At 42.2% G+C, this 25,498-nt stretch carries 29 protein-coding genes and 1 pseudogene; 7 read left to right on the top strand and 23 right to left on the bottom strand.

The features are described 5' to 3' along the window. Window positions 1–37: 37 nt before the first annotated feature. The 4 genes from FC30_RS03305 to FC30_RS03290 form a co-directional block, all read right to left on the bottom strand. A complete protein-coding gene (locus tag FC30_RS03305; protein WP_010689939.1) occupies window positions 38–1,564 on the bottom strand; it encodes an ABC transporter permease/substrate-binding protein in 1,527 nt (508 codons plus the stop codon). Beyond that, window positions 1,564–2,496: an ATP-binding cassette domain-containing protein gene (locus FC30_RS03300; RefSeq protein WP_010689940.1), complete on the bottom strand. Its 933-nt coding sequence runs from the start codon at window positions 2,494–2,496 to the stop codon at window positions 1,564–1,566. Before FC30_RS03300 ends, FC30_RS03305 begins: the two co-directional genes overlap by 1 nt. 181 nt (window positions 2,497–2,677) lie before the next feature. Next, complete coding sequence (locus FC30_RS03295; RefSeq protein ID WP_010689941.1) at window positions 2,678–4,459, bottom strand: ABC transporter ATP-binding protein; 1,782 nt, start codon at window positions 4,457–4,459, stop codon at window positions 2,678–2,680. Beyond that, window positions 4,460–6,193 (bottom strand): ABC transporter ATP-binding protein, encoded by a 1,734-nt coding sequence (locus tag FC30_RS03290; protein WP_010689942.1) that lies wholly within the window; start codon window positions 6,191–6,193, stop codon window positions 4,460–4,462. A gap of 156 nt (window positions 6,194–6,349) precedes the next feature. Here FC30_RS03290 and FC30_RS03285 point away from each other — a divergent pair, with 156 nt between their 5' ends. Further along, window positions 6,350–6,658 carry an ArsR/SmtB family transcription factor gene (locus tag FC30_RS03285; protein WP_029507356.1) on the top strand — a complete coding sequence of 103 codons (309 nt, stop codon included), beginning with the start codon at window positions 6,350–6,352 and terminating at the stop codon, window positions 6,656–6,658. Between the two features lie 209 nt (window positions 6,659–6,867). Here the strand turns inward: FC30_RS03285 and FC30_RS03280 are convergent, their stop codons facing one another. The 13 genes from FC30_RS03280 to FC30_RS03225 form a co-directional block, all read right to left on the bottom strand. After that, window positions 6,868–7,359: an antibiotic biosynthesis monooxygenase gene (locus FC30_RS03280; RefSeq protein WP_010689944.1), complete on the bottom strand. Its 492-nt coding sequence runs from the start codon at window positions 7,357–7,359 to the stop codon at window positions 6,868–6,870. A gap of 80 nt (window positions 7,360–7,439) precedes the next feature. After that, entirely contained in the window at window positions 7,440–8,081 is a 642-nt protein-coding gene (locus tag FC30_RS03275) for a DUF421 domain-containing protein (protein ID WP_010689945.1), read from the bottom strand. A 12-nt stretch (window positions 8,082–8,093) separates the two neighbouring features. Further along, window positions 8,094–8,534, bottom strand: a complete 441-nt coding sequence (locus tag FC30_RS03270; RefSeq protein WP_010689946.1) for a DUF3290 domain-containing protein — start codon at window positions 8,532–8,534, stop codon at window positions 8,094–8,096. Window positions 8,535–8,675: 141 nt separating this feature from the next. Beyond that, a complete protein-coding gene (locus tag FC30_RS03265) occupies window positions 8,676–8,945 on the bottom strand; it encodes a PspC domain-containing protein (protein ID WP_035447119.1) in 270 nt (89 codons plus the stop codon). Between the two features lie 28 nt (window positions 8,946–8,973). Further along, window positions 8,974–10,023, bottom strand: coding sequence for a DUF4097 family beta strand repeat-containing protein (locus tag FC30_RS03260; protein WP_010689951.1), 1,050 nt, complete (start codon window positions 10,021–10,023; stop codon window positions 8,974–8,976). Beyond that, window positions 10,007–10,645 (bottom strand): DUF1700 domain-containing protein, encoded by a 639-nt coding sequence (locus tag FC30_RS03255; protein WP_010689953.1) that lies wholly within the window; start codon window positions 10,643–10,645, stop codon window positions 10,007–10,009. The genes FC30_RS03260 and FC30_RS03255 overlap by 17 nt, the downstream gene beginning before the upstream one ends. Further along, the gene (locus FC30_RS03250) at window positions 10,638–10,991 is read right to left on the bottom strand and encodes a PadR family transcriptional regulator (protein ID WP_010689954.1); all 354 of its coding nucleotides are present in this window, start codon (window positions 10,989–10,991) and stop codon (window positions 10,638–10,640) included. The genes FC30_RS03255 and FC30_RS03250 overlap by 8 nt, the downstream gene beginning before the upstream one ends. A 154-nt stretch (window positions 10,992–11,145) precedes the next feature. Next, window positions 11,146–11,586 carry a DUF3021 domain-containing protein gene (locus FC30_RS03245; protein ID WP_010689955.1) on the bottom strand — a complete coding sequence of 147 codons (441 nt, stop codon included), beginning with the start codon at window positions 11,584–11,586 and terminating at the stop codon, window positions 11,146–11,148. Between the two features lies 1 nt (window position 11,587). Further along, the gene (locus FC30_RS03240; RefSeq protein WP_235804170.1) at window positions 11,588–11,815 is read right to left on the bottom strand and encodes a LytTR family DNA-binding domain-containing protein; all 228 of its coding nucleotides are present in this window, start codon (window positions 11,813–11,815) and stop codon (window positions 11,588–11,590) included. A 44-nt stretch (window positions 11,816–11,859) separates the two neighbouring features. Next, on the bottom strand, window positions 11,860–12,018 hold the full coding sequence (locus FC30_RS09460; protein ID WP_010689958.1) for a hypothetical protein: 159 nt from the start codon (window positions 12,016–12,018) through the stop codon (window positions 11,860–11,862). 261 nt (window positions 12,019–12,279) lie between these two features. Beyond that, a complete protein-coding gene (locus FC30_RS03235; RefSeq protein ID WP_010689960.1) occupies window positions 12,280–12,543 on the bottom strand; it encodes a hypothetical protein in 264 nt (87 codons plus the stop codon). 11 nt (window positions 12,544–12,554) lie between these two features. Further along, on the bottom strand, window positions 12,555–12,932 hold the full coding sequence (gene gloA2 / locus FC30_RS03230) for an SMU1112c/YaeR family gloxylase I-like metalloprotein (RefSeq protein ID WP_010689962.1): 378 nt from the start codon (window positions 12,930–12,932) through the stop codon (window positions 12,555–12,557). Further along, complete coding sequence (locus FC30_RS03225; RefSeq protein ID WP_010689963.1) at window positions 12,932–13,366, bottom strand: MerR family transcriptional regulator; 435 nt, start codon at window positions 13,364–13,366, stop codon at window positions 12,932–12,934. The genes gloA2 and FC30_RS03225 overlap by 1 nt, the downstream gene beginning before the upstream one ends. 154 nt (window positions 13,367–13,520) lie before the next feature. Here FC30_RS03225 and FC30_RS03220 point away from each other — a divergent pair, with 154 nt between their 5' ends. The 3 genes from FC30_RS03220 (at window position 13,521) to FC30_RS03210 (ending at window position 16,063) form a co-directional block, all read left to right on the top strand. Further along, window positions 13,521–15,005, top strand: coding sequence for an MDR family MFS transporter (locus tag FC30_RS03220; protein ID WP_010689964.1), 1,485 nt, complete (start codon window positions 13,521–13,523; stop codon window positions 15,003–15,005). Next, window positions 15,006–15,719: a DUF4811 domain-containing protein gene (locus tag FC30_RS03215; RefSeq protein ID WP_010689965.1), complete on the top strand. Its 714-nt coding sequence runs from the start codon at window positions 15,006–15,008 to the stop codon at window positions 15,717–15,719. Between the two features lie 95 nt (window positions 15,720–15,814). Continuing rightward, window positions 15,815–16,063 (top strand): hypothetical protein, encoded by a 249-nt coding sequence (locus FC30_RS03210; protein WP_010689967.1) that lies wholly within the window; start codon window positions 15,815–15,817, stop codon window positions 16,061–16,063. A gap of 128 nt (window positions 16,064–16,191) precedes the next feature. On the opposite strand, the gene FC30_RS03205 is transcribed toward FC30_RS03210, so the two are convergent. From FC30_RS03205 to jag, 6 genes and pseudogenes are all read right to left on the bottom strand, one after another. After that, complete coding sequence (locus FC30_RS03205; RefSeq protein ID WP_010689969.1) at window positions 16,192–16,635, bottom strand: hypothetical protein; 444 nt, start codon at window positions 16,633–16,635, stop codon at window positions 16,192–16,194. Between the two features lie 5 nt (window positions 16,636–16,640). Beyond that, window positions 16,641–17,396: a MurR/RpiR family transcriptional regulator gene (locus FC30_RS03200; protein WP_010689971.1), complete on the bottom strand. Its 756-nt coding sequence runs from the start codon at window positions 17,394–17,396 to the stop codon at window positions 16,641–16,643. A gap of 71 nt (window positions 17,397–17,467) precedes the next feature. After that, window positions 17,468–18,808, bottom strand: coding sequence for a 6-phospho-alpha-glucosidase (locus FC30_RS03195; protein WP_010689973.1), 1,341 nt, complete (start codon window positions 18,806–18,808; stop codon window positions 17,468–17,470). A 56-nt stretch (window positions 18,809–18,864) separates the two neighbouring features. Further along, window positions 18,865–20,419 (bottom strand): annotated as a pseudogene (locus FC30_RS03190) (alpha-glucoside-specific PTS transporter subunit IIBC). A gap of 194 nt (window positions 20,420–20,613) precedes the next feature. Continuing rightward, a complete protein-coding gene (locus FC30_RS03185) occupies window positions 20,614–21,084 on the bottom strand; it encodes a MarR family winged helix-turn-helix transcriptional regulator (RefSeq protein ID WP_010689977.1) in 471 nt (156 codons plus the stop codon). A 15-nt stretch (window positions 21,085–21,099) separates the two neighbouring features. Next, a complete protein-coding gene (jag, locus tag FC30_RS03180) occupies window positions 21,100–21,807 on the bottom strand; it encodes an RNA-binding cell elongation regulator Jag/EloR (RefSeq protein WP_010689978.1) in 708 nt (235 codons plus the stop codon). A gap of 265 nt (window positions 21,808–22,072) precedes the next feature. On the opposite strand from jag, the gene FC30_RS03175 reads away from it, so the two are divergent. From FC30_RS03175 to FC30_RS03165, 3 genes are all read left to right on the top strand, one after another. Then, on the top strand, window positions 22,073–22,924 hold the full coding sequence (locus FC30_RS03175) for an aldo/keto reductase (protein WP_010689979.1): 852 nt from the start codon (window positions 22,073–22,075) through the stop codon (window positions 22,922–22,924). Window positions 22,925–22,946: 22 nt separating this feature from the next. Beyond that, window positions 22,947–24,863 carry a M13 family metallopeptidase gene (locus tag FC30_RS03170; RefSeq protein ID WP_010689980.1) on the top strand — a complete coding sequence of 639 codons (1,917 nt, stop codon included), beginning with the start codon at window positions 22,947–22,949 and terminating at the stop codon, window positions 24,861–24,863. 128 nt (window positions 24,864–24,991) lie between these two features. Continuing rightward, entirely contained in the window at window positions 24,992–25,456 is a 465-nt protein-coding gene (locus FC30_RS03165; protein WP_066024264.1) for a hypothetical protein, read from the top strand. Window positions 25,457–25,498 lie beyond the last annotated feature (42 nt).

Here is a 25,498-nt window from a genome sequence, read left to right as displayed (position 1 = left end):
TGTAAAGTCATCATGGTAGACCCTCTTTGTATCCCGCTTATTTTAACAGTCCATGTTCGACTAAATATTTATGGGCGACTACACTGGCCTTTTGATGCTTAACACTGACTTCATAGTTCATTTCTTGCATCTCTTTAGTCGTGATTTTGCCAGCTAATTTTTCTAAACTTTGTACGATTTTAGGATTATCGTTGGCAAATTTTTCATTCATCAACGGTGCTCCTTGATACGGTGGGAAAAAGTTCTTATCGTCTTCTAGCACCACTAGATCATATTGGCGCACTTGCGGGTCAGTCGTATATCCATCGACCAAATTGACCTTCTTTTGCGCGATCGCTTGATAGCGTAGGGCGGGCTCCATGACCGAGATCTTGCCAAAATCTAAATTATAGGCTTGCTTTAAGCCCAAATAACCATCTTCTTGATTGGAAAAATCGGGATCAAAGCCGGCATGGACCTTATCATTGACCCGTGCCAGATCACTTAATTTAGTCACATTGTATTTTTGCGAAAATTCCTTAGTCACTGCTAGATCATAACCATTTTGATACGCCATCGGTTTTAAATAGCGCAGATCATACTGCTTTAATAATTGCTTTTGCGCTAGCGTATAGGTCTTTTTTGGATCACCAGGTGTCTTTTGATCGTAATCGACCAACGCCTCTAAGACTGTCCCAGTAAATTCAGGATAGATATCAACTTGCCCCTTTTGCAGTGCTTTGAACAGAAATGTCGTTCCACCAAAGTTAGGTTTTAATGTCACTTCGGCTTTAGGATCAGCTTGGGTTATCAATTCCTTATACATATTCATCAAGATCTCGGGTTCACTGCCAAGTTTGCCGGCGATCACGACTTTAACGGGCTTGGGCTGTAAAGTTTCGTATACTCTTACCCCACCAACGCCTGCTCCCAAAAGAGCTAAGAGCGCCAAAGTTGCATAGATCCGACGAGAATTTTTGCCGATAAATTTTAAAAGACCACTACAGATAAAGGCTAAAGCTGCCGACAAGATGCCCCCGATCAGCAGATAATCATTGTTATTTTGCTGGATCCCCAGCATGATATAACTTCCTAGGCCACCAGCACCGATAAAAGCAGCTAAAGTTGCCGTACCGATGACCATGACTAAGGCGATCCTGATCCCCGATAAGATCAACGGTAAAGCTAACGGAAATTCGAGCCGTTGCAGTTGTTTCCAGCGTGAAAGCCCAAATGCTTGAGCAGCCTCTTTTAAATTGGGATCGACATTTTTCAGCCCTGCATACGTATTTTGATAGATCGGCATGATCGCATATAACGTCAAAGCGATCACAGCTGGGAGCGTTCCAATGCCAACTAATGGGATCAAGAGCCCTAATAACGCTAAACTGGGGATCGTTTGGATGATCCCAGCTACCTGCAAACCAGCCTCGCCCCAAAATGGTCGATCACGCAAACTGATCGCTAAAGGAACTGCGATCAAAATAGCGATCACTAATGAAATAAGTGAGATCGTCAAATGCTGCCCCAGTGCCTGTAAGATCTCAGTGCGTTGCACACTGAGCGTTTCAAATAATTTTGCCATTAGCTCCGTCCCCCTTGTTCTGCTAGATAAGCCAGGAGCGCTTGATAGGTGATCTGATAAGTCTGGGCTTGATACGTGAATTGCAACTCAGGCGTTTTTTGCAGTTGGATCAATAAGTCATCAAAACTCTCGAGCTCGATCGCATATTTAGCATCTGCGATCTTAGTCGGATACGTAGTTTGTAATAAATATTCCAAGTTCCAAAAGTGAGGGCATTCAGGATCAAAGAAGTCCTTTACAAATTCATTGGCGGGATGTTGCATGATCTGCGTAGGTGTGCCGACTTGTTGTGAATGTCCCGCATGGATAACAGCGATCCGATCACCCAAACGCAAAGCTTCTTGCATATCGTGTGTCACAAAAACGATCGTCGGCTTTAATTTTTGGTGCAGATCTAAGATCAGATCCTGCGACTGGCGCCTCAACACAGGGTCTAAGGCACTAAATGATTCATCCATCAAAACTAAGTCTGGCTTAGTGGCTAAAGCTCTGACGATCGCCACGCGTTGCTTTTGGCCACCTGAAAGTTCAGCTGGCTTACGTTTGGCAAATACTTTAGGATCAAGTTCGACCGCTCGCAACAATTCATGTGCTCGCGCCCGGCGTTTTTCCTTGCCTACTCCGAGTTGTTCGAGTTGGATCGTGATATTATCTTCCAGTGTCAAATTTGGGAATAAACTGCTATCTTGTAACACATATCCAGTATTTAGGCGTAATTTTTGCTTATCATACTCTTTGATCTTCTTGTCATTTAGATAAATATTGCCTTGAGTGGGGATCGTCAGTTGATTTAACATCCGTAAGAGCGTTGTTTTACCACTACCACTGGGACCCACTAGCACAAAAAATTCCCCAGCATCTATCTCAAGATCGATATGCTCTAAGATCGTGTTCTCACCATATTTCATCCCTACATCTTGATAATGGATCATCGCTTTCACCTCGTACTTTCATATCATCTAGTCTGACGGAAAGTAAGCAAAAATACAATTGATACGCTCAAATCAATATTTCCCCGGAAATAAAAAGATCCCACTTTCAAGACAAAAACGGTCTCAAAAGTGGGATACATGATTTTTACGGAGTTACCCGCTTTTCTGCGCACTGTGTTCGTTAATCCAGCACCATTTGGTTTGTATATAGATCGTAATAGAAACCTTTTTGGGCGATCAACTCTGCATGACTGCCCTGCTCGATCACATTACCGTCGCGTAGAACTGCGATCTTATCGGCATTGACGATCGTCTTTAAGCGGTGCGCGATCACAAAGCTCGTGCGTCCAGCTAGGACTGCATCCATTGCTTGTTGGATCTTTTCTTCCGTCACCGTATCAACGTTAGATGTCGCTTCGTCTAAGATCAAGAAATCAGGGTCAGACAGTAAAGTCCGCGCAATACTTACCAATTGCTTTTGCCCCGTTGAAAAGATCGACTGCTCATCACTGACTTTAGTTGCATATCCATCGGGCAAACTAACGACGAAATCGTGGATCTGTGCTTGTTTAGCCGCGGCGATCATCTCTTCATCACTAGCATCTGGTTTGCCGTATTTGATATTATCGGCGATCGTTCCGGTAAAGAGCAACGAATCTTGCAATACGATCCCAACTTTTGAACGCAATGACTTGAGTGTAAGGTCGCGTACATCCACTCCATCAAAAGTCACCGACCCAGAATCAACGTCATAAAAGCGATTGAAAAGATTCATCGTCGTCGTCTTACCTGATCCCGTTGGTCCAACTAAGGCTAACATCTGACCTTTATCTACTGACAGATCGATCCCATGCAAGATCTCTTTACCTTCATCATAGCTAAAATGCACATCATTTAAAGCTACTTTTGAACGTAAGCCCTCCTGCTTTTTACCGTCCAAAACTAGATCCTCTTCTGCTTGGGCTTCGACTTTAGCCAAACGTCTCGCACCGGTCAATGCCAGCTGAATCATCGAGTAGATCGAGGTCAATTGTGTCAGTGATTGGAAATAGGTTTGCGAATATTGCACAAACATCACGATCAAGCCTAGACCAGTCGCTGTATTCATCGAGTCCGCCACGATCAACCAGATCCCCCCAACGATCACGATCGCTAGGTTCAATAATGACAGACCTTGCATCAAAGGAAACAAGAGACCGGAATAGAATTGACCTTTAAACATCGTATCTTTAACACGCTGGTTATATTTTTTAAACCCAGCGATCGATTCTTGTTGGAGACCGTTGCTCAAAATGACCTGTTCACCGTTGATCTGTTCATTGACATAACCGTTTAGATTTGAGATCTCATCTTGTTGGGCATCTAAATATTTTCGGGCCTTTGACATGATAACTAGAGCGATCACTAGCACAAATGGTGTCGAGGCTACAGTGATCAAAGCTAGTTTGACGTTGATCGAAAACATCACGATCAATGTTCCGATATAAAGTGCCCCCTGAGAAACGATCTCAAAGACCGCATTGTTCAAAGCGTTGAAGATATTATCGATATCTGACGTAAATAACGATAAGATCTTCCCGTCTTGATGCGTATCAAAATAACGGATCTTCATACGTTGCAATTTAGCAAATAAGTTTTTGCGCATGCCATTGGTTGCGTCCGCATTAAACTTAGACATGATCATCCAAGCAATGAATTGAGCTAACACATTCAATAAGAAGTACAGTGCCATCAATTTCAATGCCGTATAAAAAGCAGCCATTGAGGCACTCGCACGTGTCACTGGGTCAGCTAATTGAGCGACATACTTAGTCAAAGCCGTGACCGCATTTCCCATGTAGATCGGTGCGATCACTTGGAAAAAGGTCGCTAGTAAAGTCAAAACGATCATAATTGTCACAGCTAGCCAATATTGCTTCAAATACTTCCAAAAGTAGCCACAGGCAATTTTAAAATCCTTCATTTACAGCTCCCCTTCCTCGATCTTATCTTTAGCACGTTGCGTCTCATAGATTTCACGGTAGACCTGTGAATTCGCTAATAACTCCTGATGCGATCCCAATGCTACGATCTGACCTTGATCTAAGACCATGATCCGATCAGCATCCATCACGGAGAAGATCTTTTCTGCGATCACAAAGGTCGTCGTCTGCGTCAATTCTTTTTCTAGCGCTTCTTTGACTCGTTTTTCCGACTTAGCATCTAGAGCCGAGGTCGAATCATCCAAGATCAAAACTTTTGGCTTACCGACGACCCCACGCGTGATCGACAAACGCTGCTTTTGCCCACCAGAGAAGTTCGCCGAACGCTCTTCAACGGGATGTTCATATTGATCATCATAGTGCTCCACAAACTCAGCTGCCTGTGAGATCCGGGCTGCCCATCTAAAATCTTTAGTGGTAGCATTCCGATCACCTTGGCGCAAGTTATCTGAGATCTTACCTGAGAAGAGTAAGGCTTTTTGTAAGACTAGTGATACCGCCTTACGCAATGAACCTTCATTTACCTCACGCAGATCGACCCCACCAACTTTAACGACCCCAGAAGTCGGATCGTATAAACGAGTCATCAACTGAGCTAAGGTCGATTTCCCTGAGCCAGTAGCCCCGATGACCCCGATCGATTCACCTGGAGCAACTTTAAAACTGATATTTTTGAGCGTTTCATTTTCAGCCCCAGGATAAGCAAATGAGACATTATCAAATTCAACAGTCCCATCAAGCTCTACTTCTGGTGCATTTGGATCAAATGTTAAATCTGGTTTTGTATCTAAAACTTCCTTTATTCGGCCCAAAGAAACAAAACCACGCGCATACATCGCCATCGTCATCCCACCAAAGGCTAATGTAAATAACATCTGCATCAGATACCCGATATATGAAGTGATCGCTGCCAGTTCACCCGGGTTATTTTCTACATTTATCCCAACTAAATAAACGACTGCCGTGATCCCCACATTGCAGACTAAGAAAAAGGCTGGCAATAAACAGGAGAACACATAACCGATCTTGATATTTAGATCATTCATCTCATCTGAAACTTCACCAAAACGTTCTTCTTCGTTTTCTTGTTGGTTAAAAGATTTGATCACTCGAATACCTTGCATCGCTTCCTTAGCGATCGTATTACTGCGATCTAATTTCTTTTGGAAACGATCAAACATCTTACCTAATTGCGGGAAAGTCAGCCCGATGACTAAAGCAACGGCTAAAAACATCACGACTTGTAGCCACCAAAAACGTGGAATAGTGACGATCCCCAACACAAAAGCCCCGATGATCATGATCGGCATCCGTAAAACCTGCATAAAGGTCGTCATCACAACATTTAGCACTTGATTCATATCGTTGATCAAACGGACGACTAGGGTACTAGCCGAAAATTTTTCAATATTGCTCAAAGAAAATGTTTGGATCTTACGGTATGTCTCCTCCCGCAGATCACTGGTAACGCCTTGAGCGACCCGAGCGGCAAAATAAACATTCAAGATCCCAGCGATCACCCCGATCACCGCTAAAGCGATCAAGATCATCCCGTAATTGAACATTGCCTGGCGATCATTTTTTAATAAATTATCTAAGATAAATTGTAGGATACGCGGTTGCAATAGAGATGCACCTGCAGCCACAATGATCGAAATGACCGCACCAATGATCGCACCCAAATAGTTTTTCAAGTGTGGTTTTAAGATCTCCATATTCCCCTCCATAATGATAAATTTATTAAGACATTTTTGCTTCGTATGTACAAGTCTAGCGGAATTTTAATTTTTATTCAACCACTCAATTTAAAAATAGTTTTGCTATAATAGTTAGGAAATCTATTAACTCTAGCAAGACACAAGGTGAATATTATGATGGATAATGATTTAAATCTCCCTTCAAAGGAGGAAACAGAAGCCAGTGTACAGATCTTCAAAGCATTTGGCAATGAGACTCGCTATAAGATCTTGTATTTATTATTTGAAAAACAACTTACAGTAAATGAGATCACCGAGGCGATCGGCATGACGCAATCAGCGGTCTCACATCAATTAAAGATCTTGCGCCAAACGGGACTAGTTTCCAGCAAGCATGACGGGCAACACGTCTACTACACGCTAGCCGACAACCACATCATCACGATCTTCAAGCAAGTAGAAGAACACATCAACGAAGACTAATCACAGTGCGGAGGATTGCGCTCAGCTCCGTAGAAATAACTGCACCCCAACTCCGAGGCAAAAAACACCTCAAAGTTGGGGTGTTGCTATTTTCTAGAGGCTGCATTCTGGAGCACGACTATGAACAGGCTATGCAACAAGGGATCCACTGTGATACATATTTTTGTATCACAGTGGATCCCTTGTCATATCTCATATTCTTGTGTAGCTTATCTTACGCGCATGTAGAGCTTATCTACTGGGGCACGGTTACCATCGTGTCCAAATTGCGCTAATTTATTTTCAGGTGAATTATTCCAAGCCAAATAGTCTTGTTCATCTTCCCAGACATTCAACAAGAGGAATTGGAAATCCTTTTTCAAAGAGATCAACACTTTAGAAGCCTTCAACCCAAGGGGACGCGCAGCTTTGTTGTTCCAAGAATCAACAACTGCATTGAAAACTTTTTGTTGATCAGTATCTAAAGTCACATACCGCAATTCTAGTAGGCCGTCCCAATCCGTTTCACCGATCTCTTTTAAGACGCGATAATTCAAACCAGATTCAAACACTGTATGTTCACCGGAAATATCAACGAGCAAATATCCATCTTTATTGGCTAATGCACGATAAAGTAAAAAATTCCGGTCAGCGTAACGGTCTGAGATCGTCGTCAACATTTTTTCTGGTCCTAAGGCCAAATTAATTTCATTTAATGGCATAATTCATCCTTCTTTCAGCAGACTTACTTTATTAGTATAGCACTAGGACTATTCTAAACCTATTAGCTAAAAACTGCTAATTATTTCTTTGGATAACCCACAAAATGTAACTTACCACTGATGTATTCGCCTAAAAAGACCTCTGTACTGCTCTTAAAGCCGTTCTTTTGCAATTGCTCATCAAGCCAGGCTTCATCCCGTGAGATCATTTCTAAAATATCGTAATTGATGATCCCATCACTGATCAAGGGGTAGCGAATACTTTCATCATCACCGTATTCGAGCACTGTCAATTGGCCATTTTGTTCCAAAACGGCCCGTTTGACCCGCGCTAACTCATAGATCCCGTTGACCCGCAATCTAAACATCAATTCATCGGCCGTCACCCCGCGTTTTAAACAAGTTTCCACGTCGAGCTTGCCATTTTTGACTAAGATCGCTGGGCGTCCATCAATCATCACCTTGGCTAAGCGATTATGATTTTTTAAAAATTGCAAGACCATCACCACTAAAGTCCAAATGATGAGCACCATCAAAAACTGTAGCACCGTAATATCTTGATTATAAATGATCCCCCCGATGATCCCACCAAGTACGTAATTTTGTACTTGATCGAGTGCTGTCACTGGGGCTAAATTTCGTTTACCAACAATATTTATCTGTAAGATGATACATAACATCCCTAAAATAAATTTGCCAATTATCGGTCCATAAAATTCCACGTTAAAATCCCCCTATTGGATCGTAATATCTTTATTGATCAAATGCGTCCGGGCCAACTTATAACTGTTACGATCGACACTTAATTCGACCCGATAGTACTTATCTTTGACTTTCACGATGATCCCATCCGCAAGACTACGACTGTTGACAGCCACGTCTTTTGTACTGACACCTTCTTCACGTGCAACCGAACGTAAAAATGGTTGGACCTGTGAAGTCGTTAATGTTTGCGTACGGTGTTGCTCATAATTACTGTAGCCTAAGCCAAACAAGAAAAGCATCACCAGTAACATAATGATACTGATATCGCGGTATTTAGTATCTAAACGATTGCGTGAATACATCAAAACTGCAAACAATAATATAACTAAACCGATCGCAGCTAAGGTATAGATCACCAACTGATTTACCTCACGTTGATTTTGAAGATATTGTAAGGTATAAAATGTCATTTTCATTACCTCAGTCATTTTTTTATTTTTATGATACCGAGGAATTGTCTAAAATACTATACCTATTTTTTTGAATAAAAAATTAAAAATAGAAAAAAACTTCGCTGATCTATCCGACCAGCGAAGCTCTATTACTTAACATTATTTTTCTTTAAATTCGCCTTCAATCACACTATCATCTTCTGAATGGTGTGAATCTTTACGACCATTACTTGGTGCATCAGGTATAACTAAAGCGGCAATGAAGTAGATCAATAAACCAAGAACAATATTTCCCGGGAAAATGATCAAGATCGCACCAATGATCCGGGTGATCGCTTTATCCCAGCCAAAGTATTCTGCGACACCACCAAAGACACCTGAAACTACTTTATCATTTGATTTTGTTAATTCTTTTTTTGTTTTTGCCATCGCAACTTCATCCTTTCAATTAATTGATTTACTTTACCGTATTTTCGCCGGTTTGATTATCTAAAGTCAAGACATCAGCTTGATCTGCATTTTCTTCTAGTGTACCACCATTTGTCTGTTGTTGGTCATGTAATGTATTTTTACCATGTTTGTTGGTCAAACGGTAACCTTGTACTGTTACATTGCCGACACGGATCGCACCATTTGTGTTTTTGATCTCATATTTACCCTTGACTGTGATCGTATCGGCATCAAGATCTGGACTTGGCTCGGTGTCATCAACATCTTCGCTATCACTTTCATCATCGCTATACTCATAACCGTATTCGATGTCAGCTAATTGTGTACTCCCACCATTCAAGACTAGCCCGTCTTTATAGTAGACTCTGCCTCGACCTTCTGTTTTGACTTTGATGTTATTTAGTTCACCACCTGAAACCACTAGGTCTAGATCAGCCTCTGCAGTAAATTCTAATTTACCATTGTTGAGCTTAGAGTTGATGATCTGACCAGCGTCAATACCAGTATCAACGTCTGTTCTTTCTGCCGTCACTTCATTTAATTCAAGTTTTTTAGTGTGATTTAAGTCAAGCTCTAGCATTCCAACATTTAGTTTTTCCAAGTCGAGGTTATTATAGATACCTTCAACTTTTAACGTGCTCAATTTTACATTTTCGGGTACCGTAATGACTAATTTGCTATCGATCTTTGTGCGATGATCCGTAAAATCAAAGCTCACTGTACCAGATATATTACGCCCCCGAATGATCTTCAATGTTCCATTTTGATAACTGATCTTTGGTTCAAAGCGTGAACTTCCACTGTAAGAAACGCTATAATCATAGCCTTGTCTGATATCAAGATCGACCGGCGCAAAATAACCCGACCCATTTTCGATCTCGATCCGATCAAATTCTTTTTTAGCATACGTCTTTTGAATATCTCTATCTTTTTTAACGGCTTGGACCTTTAAGCCATCGAATTCGACTGCCTTAACGCCGTGGAACACAGCGCCCACAATTGCGATCACGGCACCGATAGCTAAGATCAACCAACCAAATTTAAATGTCTTCTTCATGGTCACTGCCTCCTTTTTCTTTGCGTTTCTTACTCAAGTTATCATAGAGATACTTGGAGAAGTTGGCGATCCCTTGCAAGATCAAGCGGATCAACCAATAGACTAGCGGGATAACGACTAAAAGCCCCCCTAAGGCTAACAGCCCTAAGCCTAGATAAAAGAGCCCGACTGCCCAACTGCTAAATAGCATTGCGACCCCGATATAGATCAAGAGCCCCATTACAACTACACCGGCGCATAAGAGCACGCCAGCGCCAAAAACTAACCCTGCCAGTAAGACTAAGATCCCGATCAACACTGCGATCATGATCCCACCAAAACCTAAGAGGAATGGTGAAGCTAATAAAGCTAGTAAGATCAACCAGATCATCTTCACATTTGACTGTGGGGTCGCCGTGCGTTGATACTTGACTTCTTCATCGGTCGTCTTGATCGAATAATCAGCTAAGACTTTCCGACTCAATTGCCGTGGTGTGCCTAACCGTTCTTCGATCTGACTGCGGGTCTCTAACCCTGCATCATCGATAAATTCTGAATAAAACATAATGGCATCGGCACGTTCTTCTGGCGTTAAAGGTTGTAAGTATTCTTCTAATTCAGCCAGATATTTTTCCCTATTCATGTTGCCCCTCCTCATCTTGTGCATTTTGCTTGCGCTTATCCGCTGCGGCAAAGACAGCATCTAAACTTTCCTTATAATCATTCCACATTTTTTTGATACGTTGTAAATGGTTTTCCCCGCTCTCAGTGATCTTGTAGTAACGACGATTGCGTCCTTGATAAGGCGCATCGTATGTGGTCACATATTCTGCCTTTTGTAAGCGACGTAAGACCGGATACATCGTTGATTCTGAGATCGAGATCGCTTGCTGCATATCTTGTGTCAGCGCATATCCATAGTAATCTTGACTTTCTAACAAGGCTAAGACCAAACCATCTAATAGATCAGCTGTTACTTTGATTTCCATGCGGTTTTTCCCACCTTTCTTTTTTCCCTGTTATATCTTAACTTCACTAATATTATATGACGTATAATATATAGAGTCAACTAATATTGTAAAATAAATTAAATTTGATATAAAGAGCCCTAAGTAGGCTATAAAACCGCTTAGGACTAGGCTTTTATTTGATTTTTTGATTGATCTTTTTTATCTCTAACCATGTGGAAAGATAATTTCCAAGGTAAATAATGAGATAAATTCCCGTATACATCAGTAAAAAGCTAGCGATCCACAAAATATTATGAGGAAACCAGCCCGCCAGATAAGCTAACGGGAAAAAGCAGATCAATGTCACAAGATAATGAAGGAGCGACATCTTGAGCAAACTCCACTGTTCTTGTTTGAAGATCGATCCGGAAAAATAAAAAACATTTCCCATTAGAGCCCACAAAATGATCGAGCTTGCCATCGCTCTAACTGGGGTCGTAAATAGTTCCATAAACGTTGGCGTTGAGGGCATATATTCTCCCTGCCCCAAAATACTGGAAAAGATGACGGATAAGATCACCCCGATCGCGATCCCCAGGCAACTAGCATTAATTATCTTTTTAAATATTTTCATCTTAGATCCCTAGCCTTTCTTTGAGATTTTTGACACAACGTCTAGCCACAAAGGTCGTAGTACCATTTTTTAGTTTTAAAGCGATCGTTCCTTGCACAGTCAATTCCAAATGATCTAAATAATTCAAGTTAACAAATTCACTGCGACTGATCTTAACAAAATCCGGGGATAAAAGTTCAGCCACTTCATACAATTTCTTCTTTATCTGATAGCTACCGTGCTCGGTGATAGCATAGACCTTACCAGCTTGGCTATTTAAGGAAATGATCTGAGCTAAGGTAACGGCTTAACGATCTGATCAGCATAGCCCCAAATTTGTTCATCATGCTCAAGTAATTGGATGACTTGTTGTAACTTGGCCGTCAATTCATGCACATGAAATTCGGCCCATTCTTCGGGTAATTTAGGGTCGATCTCAAATTTACTTTTCATTTTGGCTTTCCCCCTTCCTTTAGCTAAATTCTAGCAAATATTAGGCTGATTTTCGCTAAAGACGCCTAAATGGTCGGTAATGATAGGCAAACGGTCTGAAAGTTAGCTTAAGCGGGCAAAATACGCATCCAAGCTATGTAGCTGAAACGTGTTCGACAATGCAACGCCTAGTAAATAACACGGAGAGCCCCACAATGCAAAGTACGCATTATGGGGCTCTCCGCGTTATTCATACGGCGCTGACCGCATTGTCTCACACTCTTAAAATCTTATTTGAACATAGGTCACTACGGCCGCAAAAACTGCTGTTGCTATCAAAACAAAGCCTTTGCCCATGAGCTTTCCTAATTTTTCTTGAACGATCATCTCATTGACCGGTTTTTCAAAGCCTACTCCGACCCACCAGGTCAATAAGACTACTGCTAATTTTCTAAACCAAGCCAGATCACCTAATAATAATGTTATCAACACCATTGCTACCACAGTAATAGCTGTGACTGGATATTGTTTTAATTTTTCTACCATTACGATTCCTTCTATTCATGTAATTCGAGGGGCAAGCCGTAGGGATCAAAGAAAAAGGTCATCAACTTACCATCAAAGTCATCACGCCGCAACGGCTCACATTTGACGCCTAACGCCAACAAACGCTTCCTTTCCGCTGCAACATCGTCACATTTGAAAGCCAAATGACGCAAACCCCTTGCCTCTCCAGTAGCTCCACTGACACGTTTTGGTGCATTGGGCCTGATGAATAACTCCAATACTAGCCCATCTTTAGCTACATTCAACAAAATATCATCTTTTTCGGGACGAACATGCTCAGATACGATCTTAAAGCCTAATTTGTCGACATAAAAATCAACTGCTTGCGCTCGATCACTACAAATGATTGCAATATGATGGACAAACATTACCCTTCACCAAATTCCAAATGACTGCCATTTTCATCGACAACACCGTATATCTTTTTACCTTCACATTGCCCTAGATCTAACTGTCCGTAGAGTTTTTCTTCATCCGTGATCTCCACGCCATGCATATTGGCTGCCATAAATTTGCGGATGATCGCCATTTCTTTTTCACGCAATTCAGATTTTTCTACGGCTTTGGCTAAAGTATAACCCTCATCGATAAAAACTTTGATCGAACCGACTTTGTACAACATTTCCCAGCTATACTTACGCACTGAATTCTTCTCATCAGCTAGCGACTTGATATAACCACGCTCTTCCCAATAGCGCAATTGCCGCCCTGTGACCCCTGTGATCTTACACATATCACCGATCCCGATCCGAATGTCATGGATAAAGTGGGGTTTGTGCATCTTATGCTTCGTCTCTTTCAAGTTTCTTCCCCCTCGCAAATAATTTTCCTACTTTAGATTTTATATTGTTTAGGCGATTTGTCAACTATCTTGACAAAGTTGGTAAATAAGGTTTATAGTAGGCAACGCACATAAATTGAAAATAATATCTAAAATAATAAAGGAGTGAACTTGTTTGAATAATGCTACACATCCGACCGACATCAATGGCAATAGTTATAATCGTAATCTATTGGTCTTAGTTTTAATGGTCGGTTCTTTTTGTACTTTTTTGAATAGTACCTTGATGAACACTGCTTTTCCTGCGATCATGAAGGATTTTTCGATCTCAACGGCAACCGTTCAATGGTTAACGACTGGTTTTATGATGGTCAATGGGGTCATGATCCCGATCTCAGCTTGGTTGATCAACCGCTTCAGCTCAAAAACGATGTATCTCTGGGCGATGTTGACCTTTTTACTAGGGACAGTCGTTTCCTTTACCGCCCAAAATTTTGGAGTCCTTCTCGCCGGTCGTTTGATCCAAGGTATCGGGGTCGGCGTTTCAATGCCGTTACTTCAAACGATCATGCTCTCGATCTTTCCCCCGGAAAAACGTGGAGCTGCTATGGGGACGGTCGGACTTGTGATCGGGCTTGCACCAGCTTTAGGGCCAACACTTTCTGGGTGGATCGTCGATAACTGGACTTGGCGTGAATTATTCGGCATGATCATTCCGATCGTGATCGCCGTTATCATCTTAGCCTTCTTCTTTATGAAAAGCGTGGTGCCTAACACCCATCAAAAGATCGACGTCATTTCGATCATCACCTCAACGATCGGGTTTGGAGCATTATTATATGGCTTTTCTAAAGCTGGTAACGACGGCTGGAGCGATTTCTACGTCCTCGTCTATCTAGCTGTCGGGGCGATTTTTGTTGTTCTCTTTTGTTGGCGCCAATTAAAAATGGACGAACCTTTCTTGGACATCACAGTTTTCAAATATGGTGAATTTAGCCTGGCTGCGATCTTAAGTGGGGTGGCTAACTTGGCTTTAGTTGGTTCAGAAATGGTGATCCCACTTTACATCCAAAATATTCGCGGCGAATCCGCCTTTCATTCTGGCTTGATCTTATTACCCGGAGCTCTAGCAATGGGGATCATGTCACCGATCACGGGACGCTTATTTGACCGTTACGGAGCTAAATTCATGGCGCTTGCCGGGATGACGATGTTGACTTTAGGCTCGATCCCATTTCTTTTCATCACTAAAGAGACCTCGATCATGTTGATCATCGTCTTTTATGCGATCCGGATGTTTGGGATCTCCGCAACAATGATGCCCGTCACGACTTCAGGGATGAATGTCTTACCGTTCAATAAGATCTCTCACGGGACGGCGGTCAACAATACTTTCCGCCAAGTCTTAAGCTCGATCGGGACTGCGATCTTGATCTCCGTTTTGAGCTCGGTCACCAAAAACTCAATGCCAGCCCACAGTGTTTTGGTCCAAACACCGCTCAAATATGCTGACCTCGCTACTGGGGCTGTTTTGAATGGTTATCATGCTGCATTCTTTATTTCGATCCTCTTTGCGGCTGTCGCATTGTTCTTTGCTTTCTTCTTAAAGAAGGGCAATAATGCACCTAAAGTCACGATCACTAAAAAGGGGGCTAAGTAAATGAGTATCATTATTTTAGTTTTAGCCACGATCAGTTTCTTTTGTTTTACAGTCCTACCTACCCTTAAGCATCGCGTTTTATATGCTTTACTGTCATTGGCGATCATGGTGCTCTGTACCGGTGCGATCGTGTTAAATGATTCCTATAATTGGGGGATGAAAGTTCAAACGGTCACCAAAAAACAAAAACTCGTTTCTTCAGTCCCCGATCACCTCGATGTATTGCTGTACCAACCACTTGGTACTAAGTCAGAAAGAGTTTATCTCTACCACAATTCTTCTGATGAGAAGAAATTGCGCCAAACGCCAACGACTGATACGACTACCAAATACTCGCAAACTGGCAAAACTCCGCAATTAGTCGTAACTGAAGAGCGTTATGTCTACCAAAATGGCCTTTCCGAGCTTTTCTTTGGCATTTTAGACAATAATGATCGTCTCAAACATCGAACTTATGAATTCAAATTGACTGATAATTGGTTTGTTTTGAGCACTAAACAAGCTAAACAGCTTAAAAAATTACTCAAAGAACATGACACCGAGCTCAAGGAAAATATTTCCCAGGTAATTCAACAAGAATTAGCGCAGAAATTGCAACAAAACCCAACAATGTCTAGCACCGAACGGGAGAATGTGCTCAAAGAGTTACAAGAGCAAGCAACTCAACAGTTAGTCAAAAAATTGATCACTCAAGTTCAAACAAGTGATTCTTAAACTAAATTTAAGGCATATTTATAAACAAATTTAAGCAACTAGCGTATAGTTAAGACAGTATCAAGTTAAGATACCATCCAGAAAGGAACATCTATATGGATAAAAAGACTGATATTGTCTCTGCACAAGTTGTAGACGTAAAATCAAACAAGATCACCTTAAAAACTGAAGATGATGAAGTCATTGAAGTTGCCCGCCCTGACAGCGTGGCACATGACATGCTCTTCATCCAAACAATGAAAGACATCTTAAAGAGTGGGATCTGGATCCCTGTAAATAAAAAACTCAAACAACTTTTACGTTACGACTGGTTTGAAACCCCGGTCGAACAATACTCATTTTAATATAAAAAAGCATGCCAAAATTGTTTTGGCATGCTTTTTTGTGTAACTATGCAATTCTTACGTACTGTGCTCATAGTCGTGCTCCAGAATGCAACTCCTAGGAAATAAGCGCATTTTTGCGCACTGTGTTAGTTTACAAATTCCAATCTGATCCTGATCAAGAGAACAAAAAGTGTCAGTAAGATGACCAGCGTAAAGGAAATTACCAGCGCACCTTGATCTCTTGTCGGCTTCTGGAGAAACTTCTGTTGACTGAAACGTTGGTAAAAATAGATCAGTAACGCCCCTACAAAGTTTAAACTCAAGAGTTGTTGTACCAAAGCTAGACTCAAAAATAGTGGACTATCCGTGGCTGAGATCTTCCATAAACCCGCCGCTAACAATAAGTTGAGACCTGCAATGATCGTTACTAGAGCTAAACTAGGCATTGCTTGTAAAGTCGCTGGCAGACTTTTGCCAAGGTCAAGTGCGACCAAATATAGATATCCAAATAAGATCACACTTGAACCGATCCAGTAGCCTAATAAGATCTTCTTGTATACAGCTGGTCTTGCCAGTACTTGTTTCAACATTTTTCTCACCTATCTTTACTCATTTTTTCGGTCAACTTTCGAAAAAGATAATCAACAACGACTGATAATGTGACTAACGACTCGACCTTTTTTTCTTTGATAACGGAAAATGGCGTCACATAGTAATGCAAAGCAAAATCCGAATGACTCGCAAAGGTGTTCTCGCCTGCTCGGGTCATACTTACAAGGGGGACATTTTTTAGCGTCCACATGAAGATGTTTTCCTTGATATTTTCCGTCTCTCCACTAAGCGAGGCCAACAAAACTACATCTTGCGGCGTGATCATCTTCATCGCCATATCAAGCTCTGTCTTATTGGGGATCGTGATCGCCCGTTTACCTAGTTGCAACAGATTTTTAGCAAATTCATCTAAGATTCGCCGTTGCGAAAAACCCGTGCCGTAACAATAGATCGTTTGGGCCTCTTTGAGCTGGGCTGTCAGATCATCCCATTCGATATGTTCCAAGCCTTTGATCGTCTTAATGATATCTGAGACCTGGAGATCGGCAAACATCTCCGTAGCTGGCTTAGCCTCTTTAGTGCTCGTCTTTAAAAAGTATTTGAATTCTGAAAAACCAGTAAAGCCTAATTTCCTGACTAGGCGCAAAACTGTCGATTTAGAGGTATATGTGGCAGTTGCTAATTCAGTAATACTTATCTGTTGGATCTTTGGTCTGTTATCCAGCACATAACGCAAGATTGTCTTATCAAGATCTCCTAAGGCCTTTTGATGTTTTGTGATCAATTCTTCCAGTGTCATGTGCGTCCCCCTACTTTGTTTAACTATGCTAAATTATAGCATATTTCGCACAATCAACTAAAGCGATTACACTATTTGAGTTCTGGCCAAAAATCACGGTTGACTTCGATCAGATCACCCAAGATCTGTTTAGCGACACGCGCATTTGGAATGATCTTGGATAAAGTGAGGGCTTGCCATAATTTTTGATAGGAGTGTTCTTCCCAAGCTTCAACAACGAGCTTTTCGACTGCAACTTGTTGTTCCATCAAGCCCTTTTGGAAACGAGGGATCTGGCCTTGAACTAATGGCTCAGGTCCGTTTTTACCTACGATACATGGAACTTCGACCATCGCGGTTGGTTCAAAGTTACTCAAAGCACCGTTATTTTCCACGATCAACAGCATGCGTTCATGCGTATTGTAGGCGATCGCCCGTGCTAGATCCACGATATAGCTGGCATGTTCATCAACTTCTAAACTGGTATCTTTAGCTGTTCCGGCTTGTGCGATCTTTTCACATTCGCCAAAGACGTGTTTTTCACGCCCATTCATAACTTCATTTGCCCGAGTATATTCTGGATCGGCATGCTCAACTTCATCTTGTGAATAGAGATAGTATTTGAGATACGTATTTGGTAAGGTATCTGGATCGACTGCATAGACTTCACGGGCTTTAGCAAAGGTGTGCATCCAACTTGGATCAGTATGTTGTGATTCATGTTCACCTAATTCTTCTTTGAGTGAATAGCCGTATTTAGCTACGTGCTCTTTGATCTGTGGCATCAAGTCGTTGCCAGCATGATCTCTGATATCAGTCCACCAGCCAAAGTGATTTAAGCCGTAGTAGCGCACTTCCATCTCTTTGCGTGACTTGAGCCCGATCGCATGCGCCATCCGTTCTTCGATCCCGACCGGCATGTCACAAATGTTGATGATCTTAGAGTTAGGCCGTAACTTGCGTGTTGCTTCAGCCACAATCGCTGCTGGGTTGGAATAGTTCAACATCCATGCATCTGGTGAATATTGTTCCATGTAGTCGATCAACTCTAAGACGCCCCCGATCGAACGCATCCCGTAAGCGATCCTCCCTGGTCCACAGGTCTCTTGCCCGATGACCCCATATTTAAGTGGGATCTTTTCATCTTTTTCACGCATCGCATATAGTCCGACACGAATATGAGCCATGACAAAATCTACGTCAGTAAAGGCTGTCTTTGGATCAGTTGTTGCAACAAAATCGATCTCGGGTGCCTTTTCTTTTAAAATGATCTCGCAAGCATCTGCGATCACTTTTTGACGCGATTCGAGATTATCATAAAACTTGATCTGACGGATCGGAAATTTATCTAAGTTCTCCAATAACATCAAGACGATCCCTGGAATAAAGGTACTCCCACCACCAGCAATTATAACTGAAAACTTCTTATCCATGTTAAATTCCTCCTCTAATCACCAATGTTCATTAATTCTTCAAATTGTTCTCTGACTTAGGGCACATCTAAGCCCACGATCACTTGTAAAGCATTGCCATTTCGCACGACACCATGTGCGCCACCGGCTCTAAAGGCAGCATCATCTTCGACCAAAGCTGGATCTTTGACGGTCAAACGTAAGCGTGTCGCACAGTTGTTGACTTTTTCGATATTGTCACGTCCACCGACTGCTTCCAAATAGATCGCTGCTTGTTCCCGATAACGATTTGCTGGAGCCGCCTTTTCATCACTTTTACCCGCTTTTTTATCTTTGTAATCTTGCTTGGAGTAAAGCTTGATGTCAGCTTCCTTGTCGATATCGCGCCCTGGTGTCATAATGTTGAATTTTACGATCAAGAATTTGAAAACAACAAACCAGATAAATGTGAAACATAGTCCGATCACGATATGGATGAGCACCGTACCGGCATGATTTGAAAAGACTGGGATCCAGTTTCTCGTCAACAGATCGATCAAGCCCCCGCCCATATCACCAACAACACCAAATGTGTATAGTGTTGCTGCCAAAGTTGCAGCTAAAACAGCATGAACTGCAAACAATGGTGGTGATAGGAATAAGAACGTAAATTCTAACGGTTCAGTGATCCCGGACAAGACGGCTGTCAAGGTTACAGGGATCAACATGGAGAGCACTTTTTTACGATTCTCTGGCCGCGCTGTGAAGTAAAAGACTAACGCGATCCCTGGTGCCCCAAAGACTTTAGAGTTACCATGAAGAGCAAAACCACCTTCTGGGAACAGCGTCTTAAGCGGTTGGGTCGAACGTGAGAATTCGTTTAAGTGAGCAAACCAGTATTGTGTGATCCCACCTTCAACGACCGCGGGACCAAAGACAAATGGGGTATAAACAAAGTGATGCAAGCCTGTTGGGATCAAGATCCGTTCTAAGAAGGTGTAGATCCAGACTCCGACTACGCCTGAAGTAGCTAAGATCGCTTGTAATGAGCTGATCCCAAATTGGATCTTAGGCCAGATATAGCAGGTCAATAAGGCGATCGGTAACATTGCAAAAAATCCTAAAACAACAACATAAGATGATCCTTGGAAGATCCCTAAGAAATCAGGTAATTTCTTTTCAAAATAGCGATTGTGCAAGTAGACCACGATCGCTGAGATAAAGATCGCACCGATGATCCCAGTATCTAACGTCTTGATCCCGGCGATCAGCTTCAATCCACTTTCGTCACCAGCTGCTTGTTTGAAATTAACGCCAAAACTTGAGCCAAATAATTGCAACATTGTGCTGATGAAATAATTAAAGGTCAAATATGTGACTACGGCTTCCATTACCGCCCGCGCATTAGCCGTTTTAGCTTGACCCTATCGGTAGACCGATCACAAACAAGAGCTCCATGTTGTTAAAAACAGTCCAAGAACCATTTTCAACGATCTTCCAAAAGTTATACCAGATCGTGCCTTCTTTAGCTAGATCACCGACTAAAACTGGATTCGTCGCTACGATCGCGATCGAGACCATGATCCCGGCAAACGAGAAAAGCAAGACTGGCGTAAACATTGCGCCCCCAAAGCGCTGGATCTTCTCCATCATAAAACTTCACTACCTTTCCTAAAAAACTTTAGCTTTTCTTACCAAACTAAGCATACCATTTTAATGTATCCGTTTTCATCACTTTCTAGTAAAGTGGAATTTCCTTTCCTCTAGTGGGATAAAGTGTCAACTTGTGGGAATTTTCCCAAAAAAATATCCGCTAAGCAGATATCTGCCTAGCGGATATAACGCTACTAGAATTTAGTTTTTTCCACCAACAACTTGTTGTTATCTTCTAATTTCTTAGCGATGTCTTGGATAAATTTGACGGCATTTTTATACTCGTCACTGGACATATCGACTGAACCAAAGAAACCAGTGACACGGCCCTTGATCTGATCTTCCAATTCAAGTGCTTTGTCAGTCAAAGTGATATAAACTTTGCGTCCATCAGCCTTTGTCTTCGTACGAGTTACCCAGCCTTCTTTTTCCATGCGCTTCAATAAAGGTGTCAATGTACCTGTATCGAGTTTCAAACGTAGACCTAGATCACGAATGATCATCTTTTCTTTACTTTCCCATAAAACTAATAACGTGATGTATTGTGCATAGGTCAAGTTATACTTCTTCAAGGCTTCAGTATAGAAACGATTATAAAAGCGTTGTGCTGTGTAGATCGAAAAGCACAATTCATCTTCCAAATGGTTGGGTTTATGCTCAAACATAGTCAAAATCCTCTCTTAGTTCTTCCCTGTATTTTTGGCATACGCCGGCTCAACAACGACGAAGCGTCGCGGTTCATTACCGCTCGAATAGGTTTTGACCTCGGTATTTCTAGCCAAAGCAGCGTGGATGATCTTTCTTTCAAACGAAGGCATTGGATCCAACCGTTGCCGCCGGTCTTGGCGAATTGCATCCCGTGCAACTTTTCGTGCTAAAAACTGGAGTGTTTCTTTGCGTCGCGCCCGGTAATCAGCCGCATCTAAGATGACTTGGACCTTCCTTTTGCTCTTCCTATCCAAGAAATCCTGGGCTAACAACTGTAACGCATTGAGCGTTTTTCCGTGGCGCCCGATCAAGCTACCTTCCTGCTCGGTTTCAAAATTATAGGTCACGACCCGTTTTTCCACCACCACATCTATCGTTGTCTTGATTCCCATCTTCTGTGTGACATCTGCCAAATAGTAACCTAATTCGTGCAGATATTTCTCCCAGTCTTCAACCTTTTGTTTTGCAACAGCCACTTTTTTAGCGTGTGGTCGTCCAGCATTTTTATGTGTTGTTTCTTCCTTAACAACGAGTTCCACCTCAGCTGGTTTCTTGCCAAACCCTAAAAAGCCTTTTCTTCCTTCGCTGATAACTTTTACTTCGACCTGCGCTTTAGTCTTATGCAATTCCTCTAAGCCAGATCTAATTGCATCTTGTGTTGTCTTGCCCCAAAATTTCACATCGTTTCCCCCTAAATAAAGCAATAAACTACATTTTTCAAAAAAGTGATCAACAAAAATAGCAGACTAACTCGTCCGCAACTCATTTAGTAGTATAGCATACTTATATTGTGTTTCACACAAATATTAGACGTGAAAATGCTTTTATTCAAAAAAGATTAATTTTCTTTGATTTGTAAGCACTCGAAAAGTGGACATTTACTTAATTATGGTATAATCGAGGCGTGTAGTACACAATAATTCAATAAAGGATAGGTGGGAATTTATGAGTTTGATGAACACATACACACTTGCAAATGGCGTTAAGATTCCAGTTTTGGGCTTTGGTACCTGGCAAACTCCAGCCGGTAAAACAGCAACAGATTCTGTTTTAGCCGCATTGGATGCCGGGTTTACCCATATTGATACAGCTGAAATGTACGGCAACGAAAAAAGTATCGGTCAAGCCGTCAAAGCAAGCGGAATCGCTCGTAATGACCTTTTTATCACAAGCAAATTGGATAATCAGGCTCATACTTACGAACTGGCTACTCAAGCCCTTGATCGTTCTTTATCCGACCTTGAGACCGACTATTTGGACTTATTTTTGATCCATTGGCCTAATCCAAAGGCCTTTCGTGACCAAGACTGGAAAAAACATCTCCAAGAAACTTGGCGTGCTTTAGAAGATGCCTATAAAGCTGGCAAAGTCAGAGCTATCGGCGTTTCAAACTTCAAGCCAAAGCACCTTGAGATCTTGGCTGAGACACAAACGATCCAGCCGATGGTCGACCAGATCCGGATCTGCCCAGGTGACGTCGATCGACCGACCATTGATTACTGTCAACAGCACGATATTTTATTGGAAGCTTACAGTCCATTTGGAACCGGTCAGATTTTTAATGACGAAACACTAAAAGCTTTAGCAGAAACAAAGGGCCAATCTGTCGCTCAGATCTGCTTACGCTGGTCGTTACAACACGGCTATTTGCCACTACCAAAATCCGTCCATCCGGCTCGGATCAAAGAAAATACTGAAGTCTTTGATTTTGAATTGACCGAAAGCGAAATGCAACAGATCGATGCCTTACAGGGCGTTGCGGGCTTTGCAACTGACCCTGATACGGCCGATTTTTAAAGATCCTAAGGGGGAATTTGCGATGGGGAAAAAAACAACTGTCAATGAAGCTTTGCTAAAAGATGATCTCTACCAAGCCGTCAATGGTGAATGGCTCAAAACCGCCGTGATCCCAGCAGATAAGGCAACTACTGGGGGCTTTGCCGACTTGGCCGATAATATCGAAGAAACGTTGATGTCTGATTTTGGCAAGATGTTGACAGACCAAGTCCGACCACAGACTAAAGAAATGGCAGAATTTGTGAAATTCTACCGCCTTGCATCTGATTTTGAAGCTCGTAACAATGCTGGCTTTGCTCCAGCTAAAAAGTATCTAGATAAGATCTTAGCCTTAAAAGATCTAAAAGCTTGGCAAGATGCTTTACCGGATCTGTTCCTTGAGAGCTATGATGCACCGTTTGAATTCTATGTTTCACCGGATATGAAAGATACTAAACATTACGCGCTCCATGCTGATGTGCCATCTTTATTTTTACCCGATAAGACCTACTATGAACCTGGCAATGAACAAGCGAAAACATTGCTTCAGATCTTAGAACAGATGCTGACTGAACTCTTCAAGTTAGCTGGTTATGATGAAGAATTTAGCCAAAAGACGATCAAACAAGCTTTGGCTTACGACAAAAAGCTGGCTCCTTTCCAAAAGGACAGCACTGAACGCGCCGATTACGTCAAATCCTACAACAAGTACACTTTCCAAGATTTCGTAGCGTTGAGCGAACATGTTGATCTCGCTAAAGTCGTGACGGCTTTACTTGGAAAAGCACCTGAACAAGTGATCGTCAGCGAACCTAAATACTATGCAGCCTTAAATGAATTAGTCAACGAACAAAACTTTGAGAGCATGCGGAGCTGGTTATTTGTCAAAACACTGCTCGATCTGACTGGGTTATTGAGCGATGAGATCCGGGTTTTAGGTGGCACCTATAACCGGGCGCTCTCTGGTTCAAAAGAGGCGATGAAACCGCAAAAAGCTGCCTTTTACTTAGCTACGAACCAATACAGTCAAGTAGTCGGGCTCTATTATGCCCATAAATACTTCGGTGCTCAAGCTAAAGCCGATGTGCACCACATGGTCGAAAAGATGATCGCCGTCTATAAGAAACGACTGGAAGAAAATGAATGGTTAAGCGATGAAACGCGTAAAAAAGCGATCGTCAAATTAGATGCACTCGGGATCAATGTCGGCTATCCCGATGAACTCGATCCCCTTTACTCCAAGTTTATCGTCAATGATGACTTAAACTTAGTTGATAACGTGACGAATTTCACCAAGATCGCAACTAAGCGTCATTTTGAACGGATCGATGAAGAGGTCGACCGCACACGTTGGGAGATGCCCGCACACATGGTCAACGCTTACTATCATCCTTCATTTAACATCATTGTCTTCCCAGCAGCGATCTTACAAGCGCCATTTTACAGCCTTGAACAATCTTCAAGTGCCAATTATGGCGGGATCGGTGCCGTTATCGCCCATGAGATCTCTCATGCGTTTGATAACAACGGGGCTCAATTTGACGAACACGGGAACTTAGCTAATTGGTGGACTAAAGAAGATCTAGCCCACTTCCAAAAATTAGCCGAAAAAATGATCGCACAATTTGACGGCTTAGAATTGCCCGCTGGAAAAGTCAACGGCAAGCTCGTCGTTTCCGAAAACATTGCGGATGCAGGTGGGTTGAGCTGTGCGCTTGAAGCCGCCAAAAGTGAACCGGATGCTGATCTGCGTGAATTCTTCATCAACTGGGCTCGGATCTGGGGGATGAAGTCTGCACCAGAACGGGAAAAACTCCTGTTAGCGATCGATGTTCATGCCCCCCATGTCTTACGGGCAAATATCCAGCCGCGTAACTTAGACGACTTCTACCAAGTCTTTGACGTTCGACCAGGCGATGGGATGTATCTAGCACCCGACAAACGGATCGCTATTTGGTAATAAACACAATGATCAATAACAAGAGCCACCACGGAATATCGTGGTGGCTCTTTCTTGTTCCCAAAACATTTTATTTCATTAGAAATTGATGTTATTATAATAAAAAAATTAAAAAGGGACTGAGCTAAATGCGGATCGTTAGTATATGCTTTAGATGGTCATGTTATTTGTTGTTTGGTGCGCTCGCTTTGGTAGCGCTCTTGATGTATCTTGATGCACTCGTTTTTTACCCCAGCTTTGCATATCATTTTGAGTTCTATCAGCTTTATTTCGTGATCACTTTATTATTACTGCCATTTTTTCGTCTCAGACATCCACGCCTGTTCATCAGTGATGATCAATTTGTCTCTTTACGACAAAAGGCTTTAGATCAACACCACCAAGACGTCGCTTCCCATTATTGCGGTGGCCGCTGGGATTCAAGTGGCGTGCGGGTCAATCCCTTTGAGTACACCTCACCTTATACCCAATCCTATGATGGCGCCACCGGCTTAGCTTACAGTTTAGCCAAGAGCTTTTTTATGAGCCTACTTTTCTTGCTGTTTGCTCCGCTCTTTTATCTTGGTATCTTGATCTATCAAAAAATACACTAAAATACACAGAGAGACCCACCGCGATAATACGCAGTGGGTCTC

The sequence above is a fragment of the Ligilactobacillus animalis KCTC 3501 = DSM 20602 genome (genome assembly GCF_001434535.1).
Taxonomy (GTDB): Bacteria; Bacillota; Bacilli; order Lactobacillales; family Lactobacillaceae; genus Ligilactobacillus; species Ligilactobacillus animalis.
The sequence above is the reverse complement of the archived record's forward strand: the minus strand, read 5'-3'. Positions and strand labels throughout refer to the sequence as shown.

What these genes read in the sequence shown, in the direction of transcription:
- FC30_RS03305 (WP_010689939.1), bottom strand. Translation starts at nt 1,564, where the DNA reads ATGGCAAAATTATTTGAAACGCTCAGTGTGCAACGCACTGAGATCTTA.
- FC30_RS03300 (WP_010689940.1), bottom strand. Translation starts at nt 2,496, where the DNA reads ATGATCCATTATCAAGATGTAGGGATGAAATATGGTGAGAACACGATC.
- FC30_RS03295 (WP_010689941.1), bottom strand. Translation starts at nt 4,459, where the DNA reads ATGAAGGATTTTAAAATTGCCTGTGGCTACTTTTGGAAGTATTTGAAG.
- FC30_RS03290 (WP_010689942.1), bottom strand. Translation starts at nt 6,193, where the DNA reads ATGGAGATCTTAAAACCACACTTGAAAAACTATTTGGGTGCGATCATT.
- FC30_RS03285 (WP_029507356.1), top strand. Translation starts at nt 6,350, where the DNA reads ATGATGGATAATGATTTAAATCTCCCTTCAAAGGAGGAAACAGAAGCC.
- FC30_RS03280 (WP_010689944.1), bottom strand. Translation starts at nt 7,359, where the DNA reads ATGCCATTAAATGAAATTAATTTGGCCTTAGGACCAGAAAAAATGTTG.
- FC30_RS03270 (WP_010689946.1), bottom strand. Translation starts at nt 8,534, where the DNA reads ATGACATTTTATACCTTACAATATCTTCAAAATCAACGTGAGGTAAAT.
- FC30_RS03265 (WP_035447119.1), bottom strand. Translation starts at nt 8,945, where the DNA reads ATGGCAAAAACAAAAAAAGAATTAACAAAATCAAATGATAAAGTAGTT.
- FC30_RS03260 (WP_010689951.1), bottom strand. Translation starts at nt 10,023, where the DNA reads ATGAAGAAGACATTTAAATTTGGTTGGTTGATCTTAGCTATCGGTGCC.
- FC30_RS03255 (WP_010689953.1), bottom strand. Translation starts at nt 10,645, where the DNA reads ATGAATAGGGAAAAATATCTGGCTGAATTAGAAGAATACTTACAACCT.
- FC30_RS03250 (WP_010689954.1), bottom strand. Translation starts at nt 10,991, where the DNA reads ATGGAAATCAAAGTAACAGCTGATCTATTAGATGGTTTGGTCTTAGCC.
- FC30_RS03245 (WP_010689955.1), bottom strand. Translation starts at nt 11,586, where the DNA reads ATGAAAATATTTAAAAAGATAATTAATGCTAGTTGCCTGGGGATCGCG.
- FC30_RS09460 (WP_010689958.1), bottom strand. Translation starts at nt 12,018, where the DNA reads ATGAAAAGTAAATTTGAGATCGACCCTAAATTACCCGAAGAATGGGCC.
- FC30_RS03235 (WP_010689960.1), bottom strand. Translation starts at nt 12,543, where the DNA reads ATGGTAGAAAAATTAAAACAATATCCAGTCACAGCTATTACTGTGGTA.
- gloA2 (WP_010689962.1), bottom strand. Translation starts at nt 12,932, where the DNA reads ATGTTTGTCCATCATATTGCAATCATTTGTAGTGATCGAGCGCAAGCA.
- FC30_RS03215 (WP_010689965.1), top strand. Translation starts at nt 15,006, where the DNA reads ATGAGTATCATTATTTTAGTTTTAGCCACGATCAGTTTCTTTTGTTTT.
- FC30_RS03210 (WP_010689967.1), top strand. Translation starts at nt 15,815, where the DNA reads ATGGATAAAAAGACTGATATTGTCTCTGCACAAGTTGTAGACGTAAAA.
- FC30_RS03205 (WP_010689969.1), bottom strand. Translation starts at nt 16,635, where the DNA reads ATGTTGAAACAAGTACTGGCAAGACCAGCTGTATACAAGAAGATCTTA.
- FC30_RS03200 (WP_010689971.1), bottom strand. Translation starts at nt 17,396, where the DNA reads ATGACACTGGAAGAATTGATCACAAAACATCAAAAGGCCTTAGGAGAT.
- FC30_RS03195 (WP_010689973.1), bottom strand. Translation starts at nt 18,808, where the DNA reads ATGGATAAGAAGTTTTCAGTTATAATTGCTGGTGGTGGGAGTACCTTT.
- FC30_RS03185 (WP_010689977.1), bottom strand. Translation starts at nt 21,084, where the DNA reads ATGTTTGAGCATAAACCCAACCATTTGGAAGATGAATTGTGCTTTTCG.
- FC30_RS03175 (WP_010689979.1), top strand. Translation starts at nt 22,073, where the DNA reads ATGAGTTTGATGAACACATACACACTTGCAAATGGCGTTAAGATTCCA.
- FC30_RS03170 (WP_010689980.1), top strand. Translation starts at nt 22,947, where the DNA reads ATGGGGAAAAAAACAACTGTCAATGAAGCTTTGCTAAAAGATGATCTC.
- FC30_RS03165 (WP_066024264.1), top strand. Translation starts at nt 24,992, where the DNA reads ATGCGGATCGTTAGTATATGCTTTAGATGGTCATGTTATTTGTTGTTT.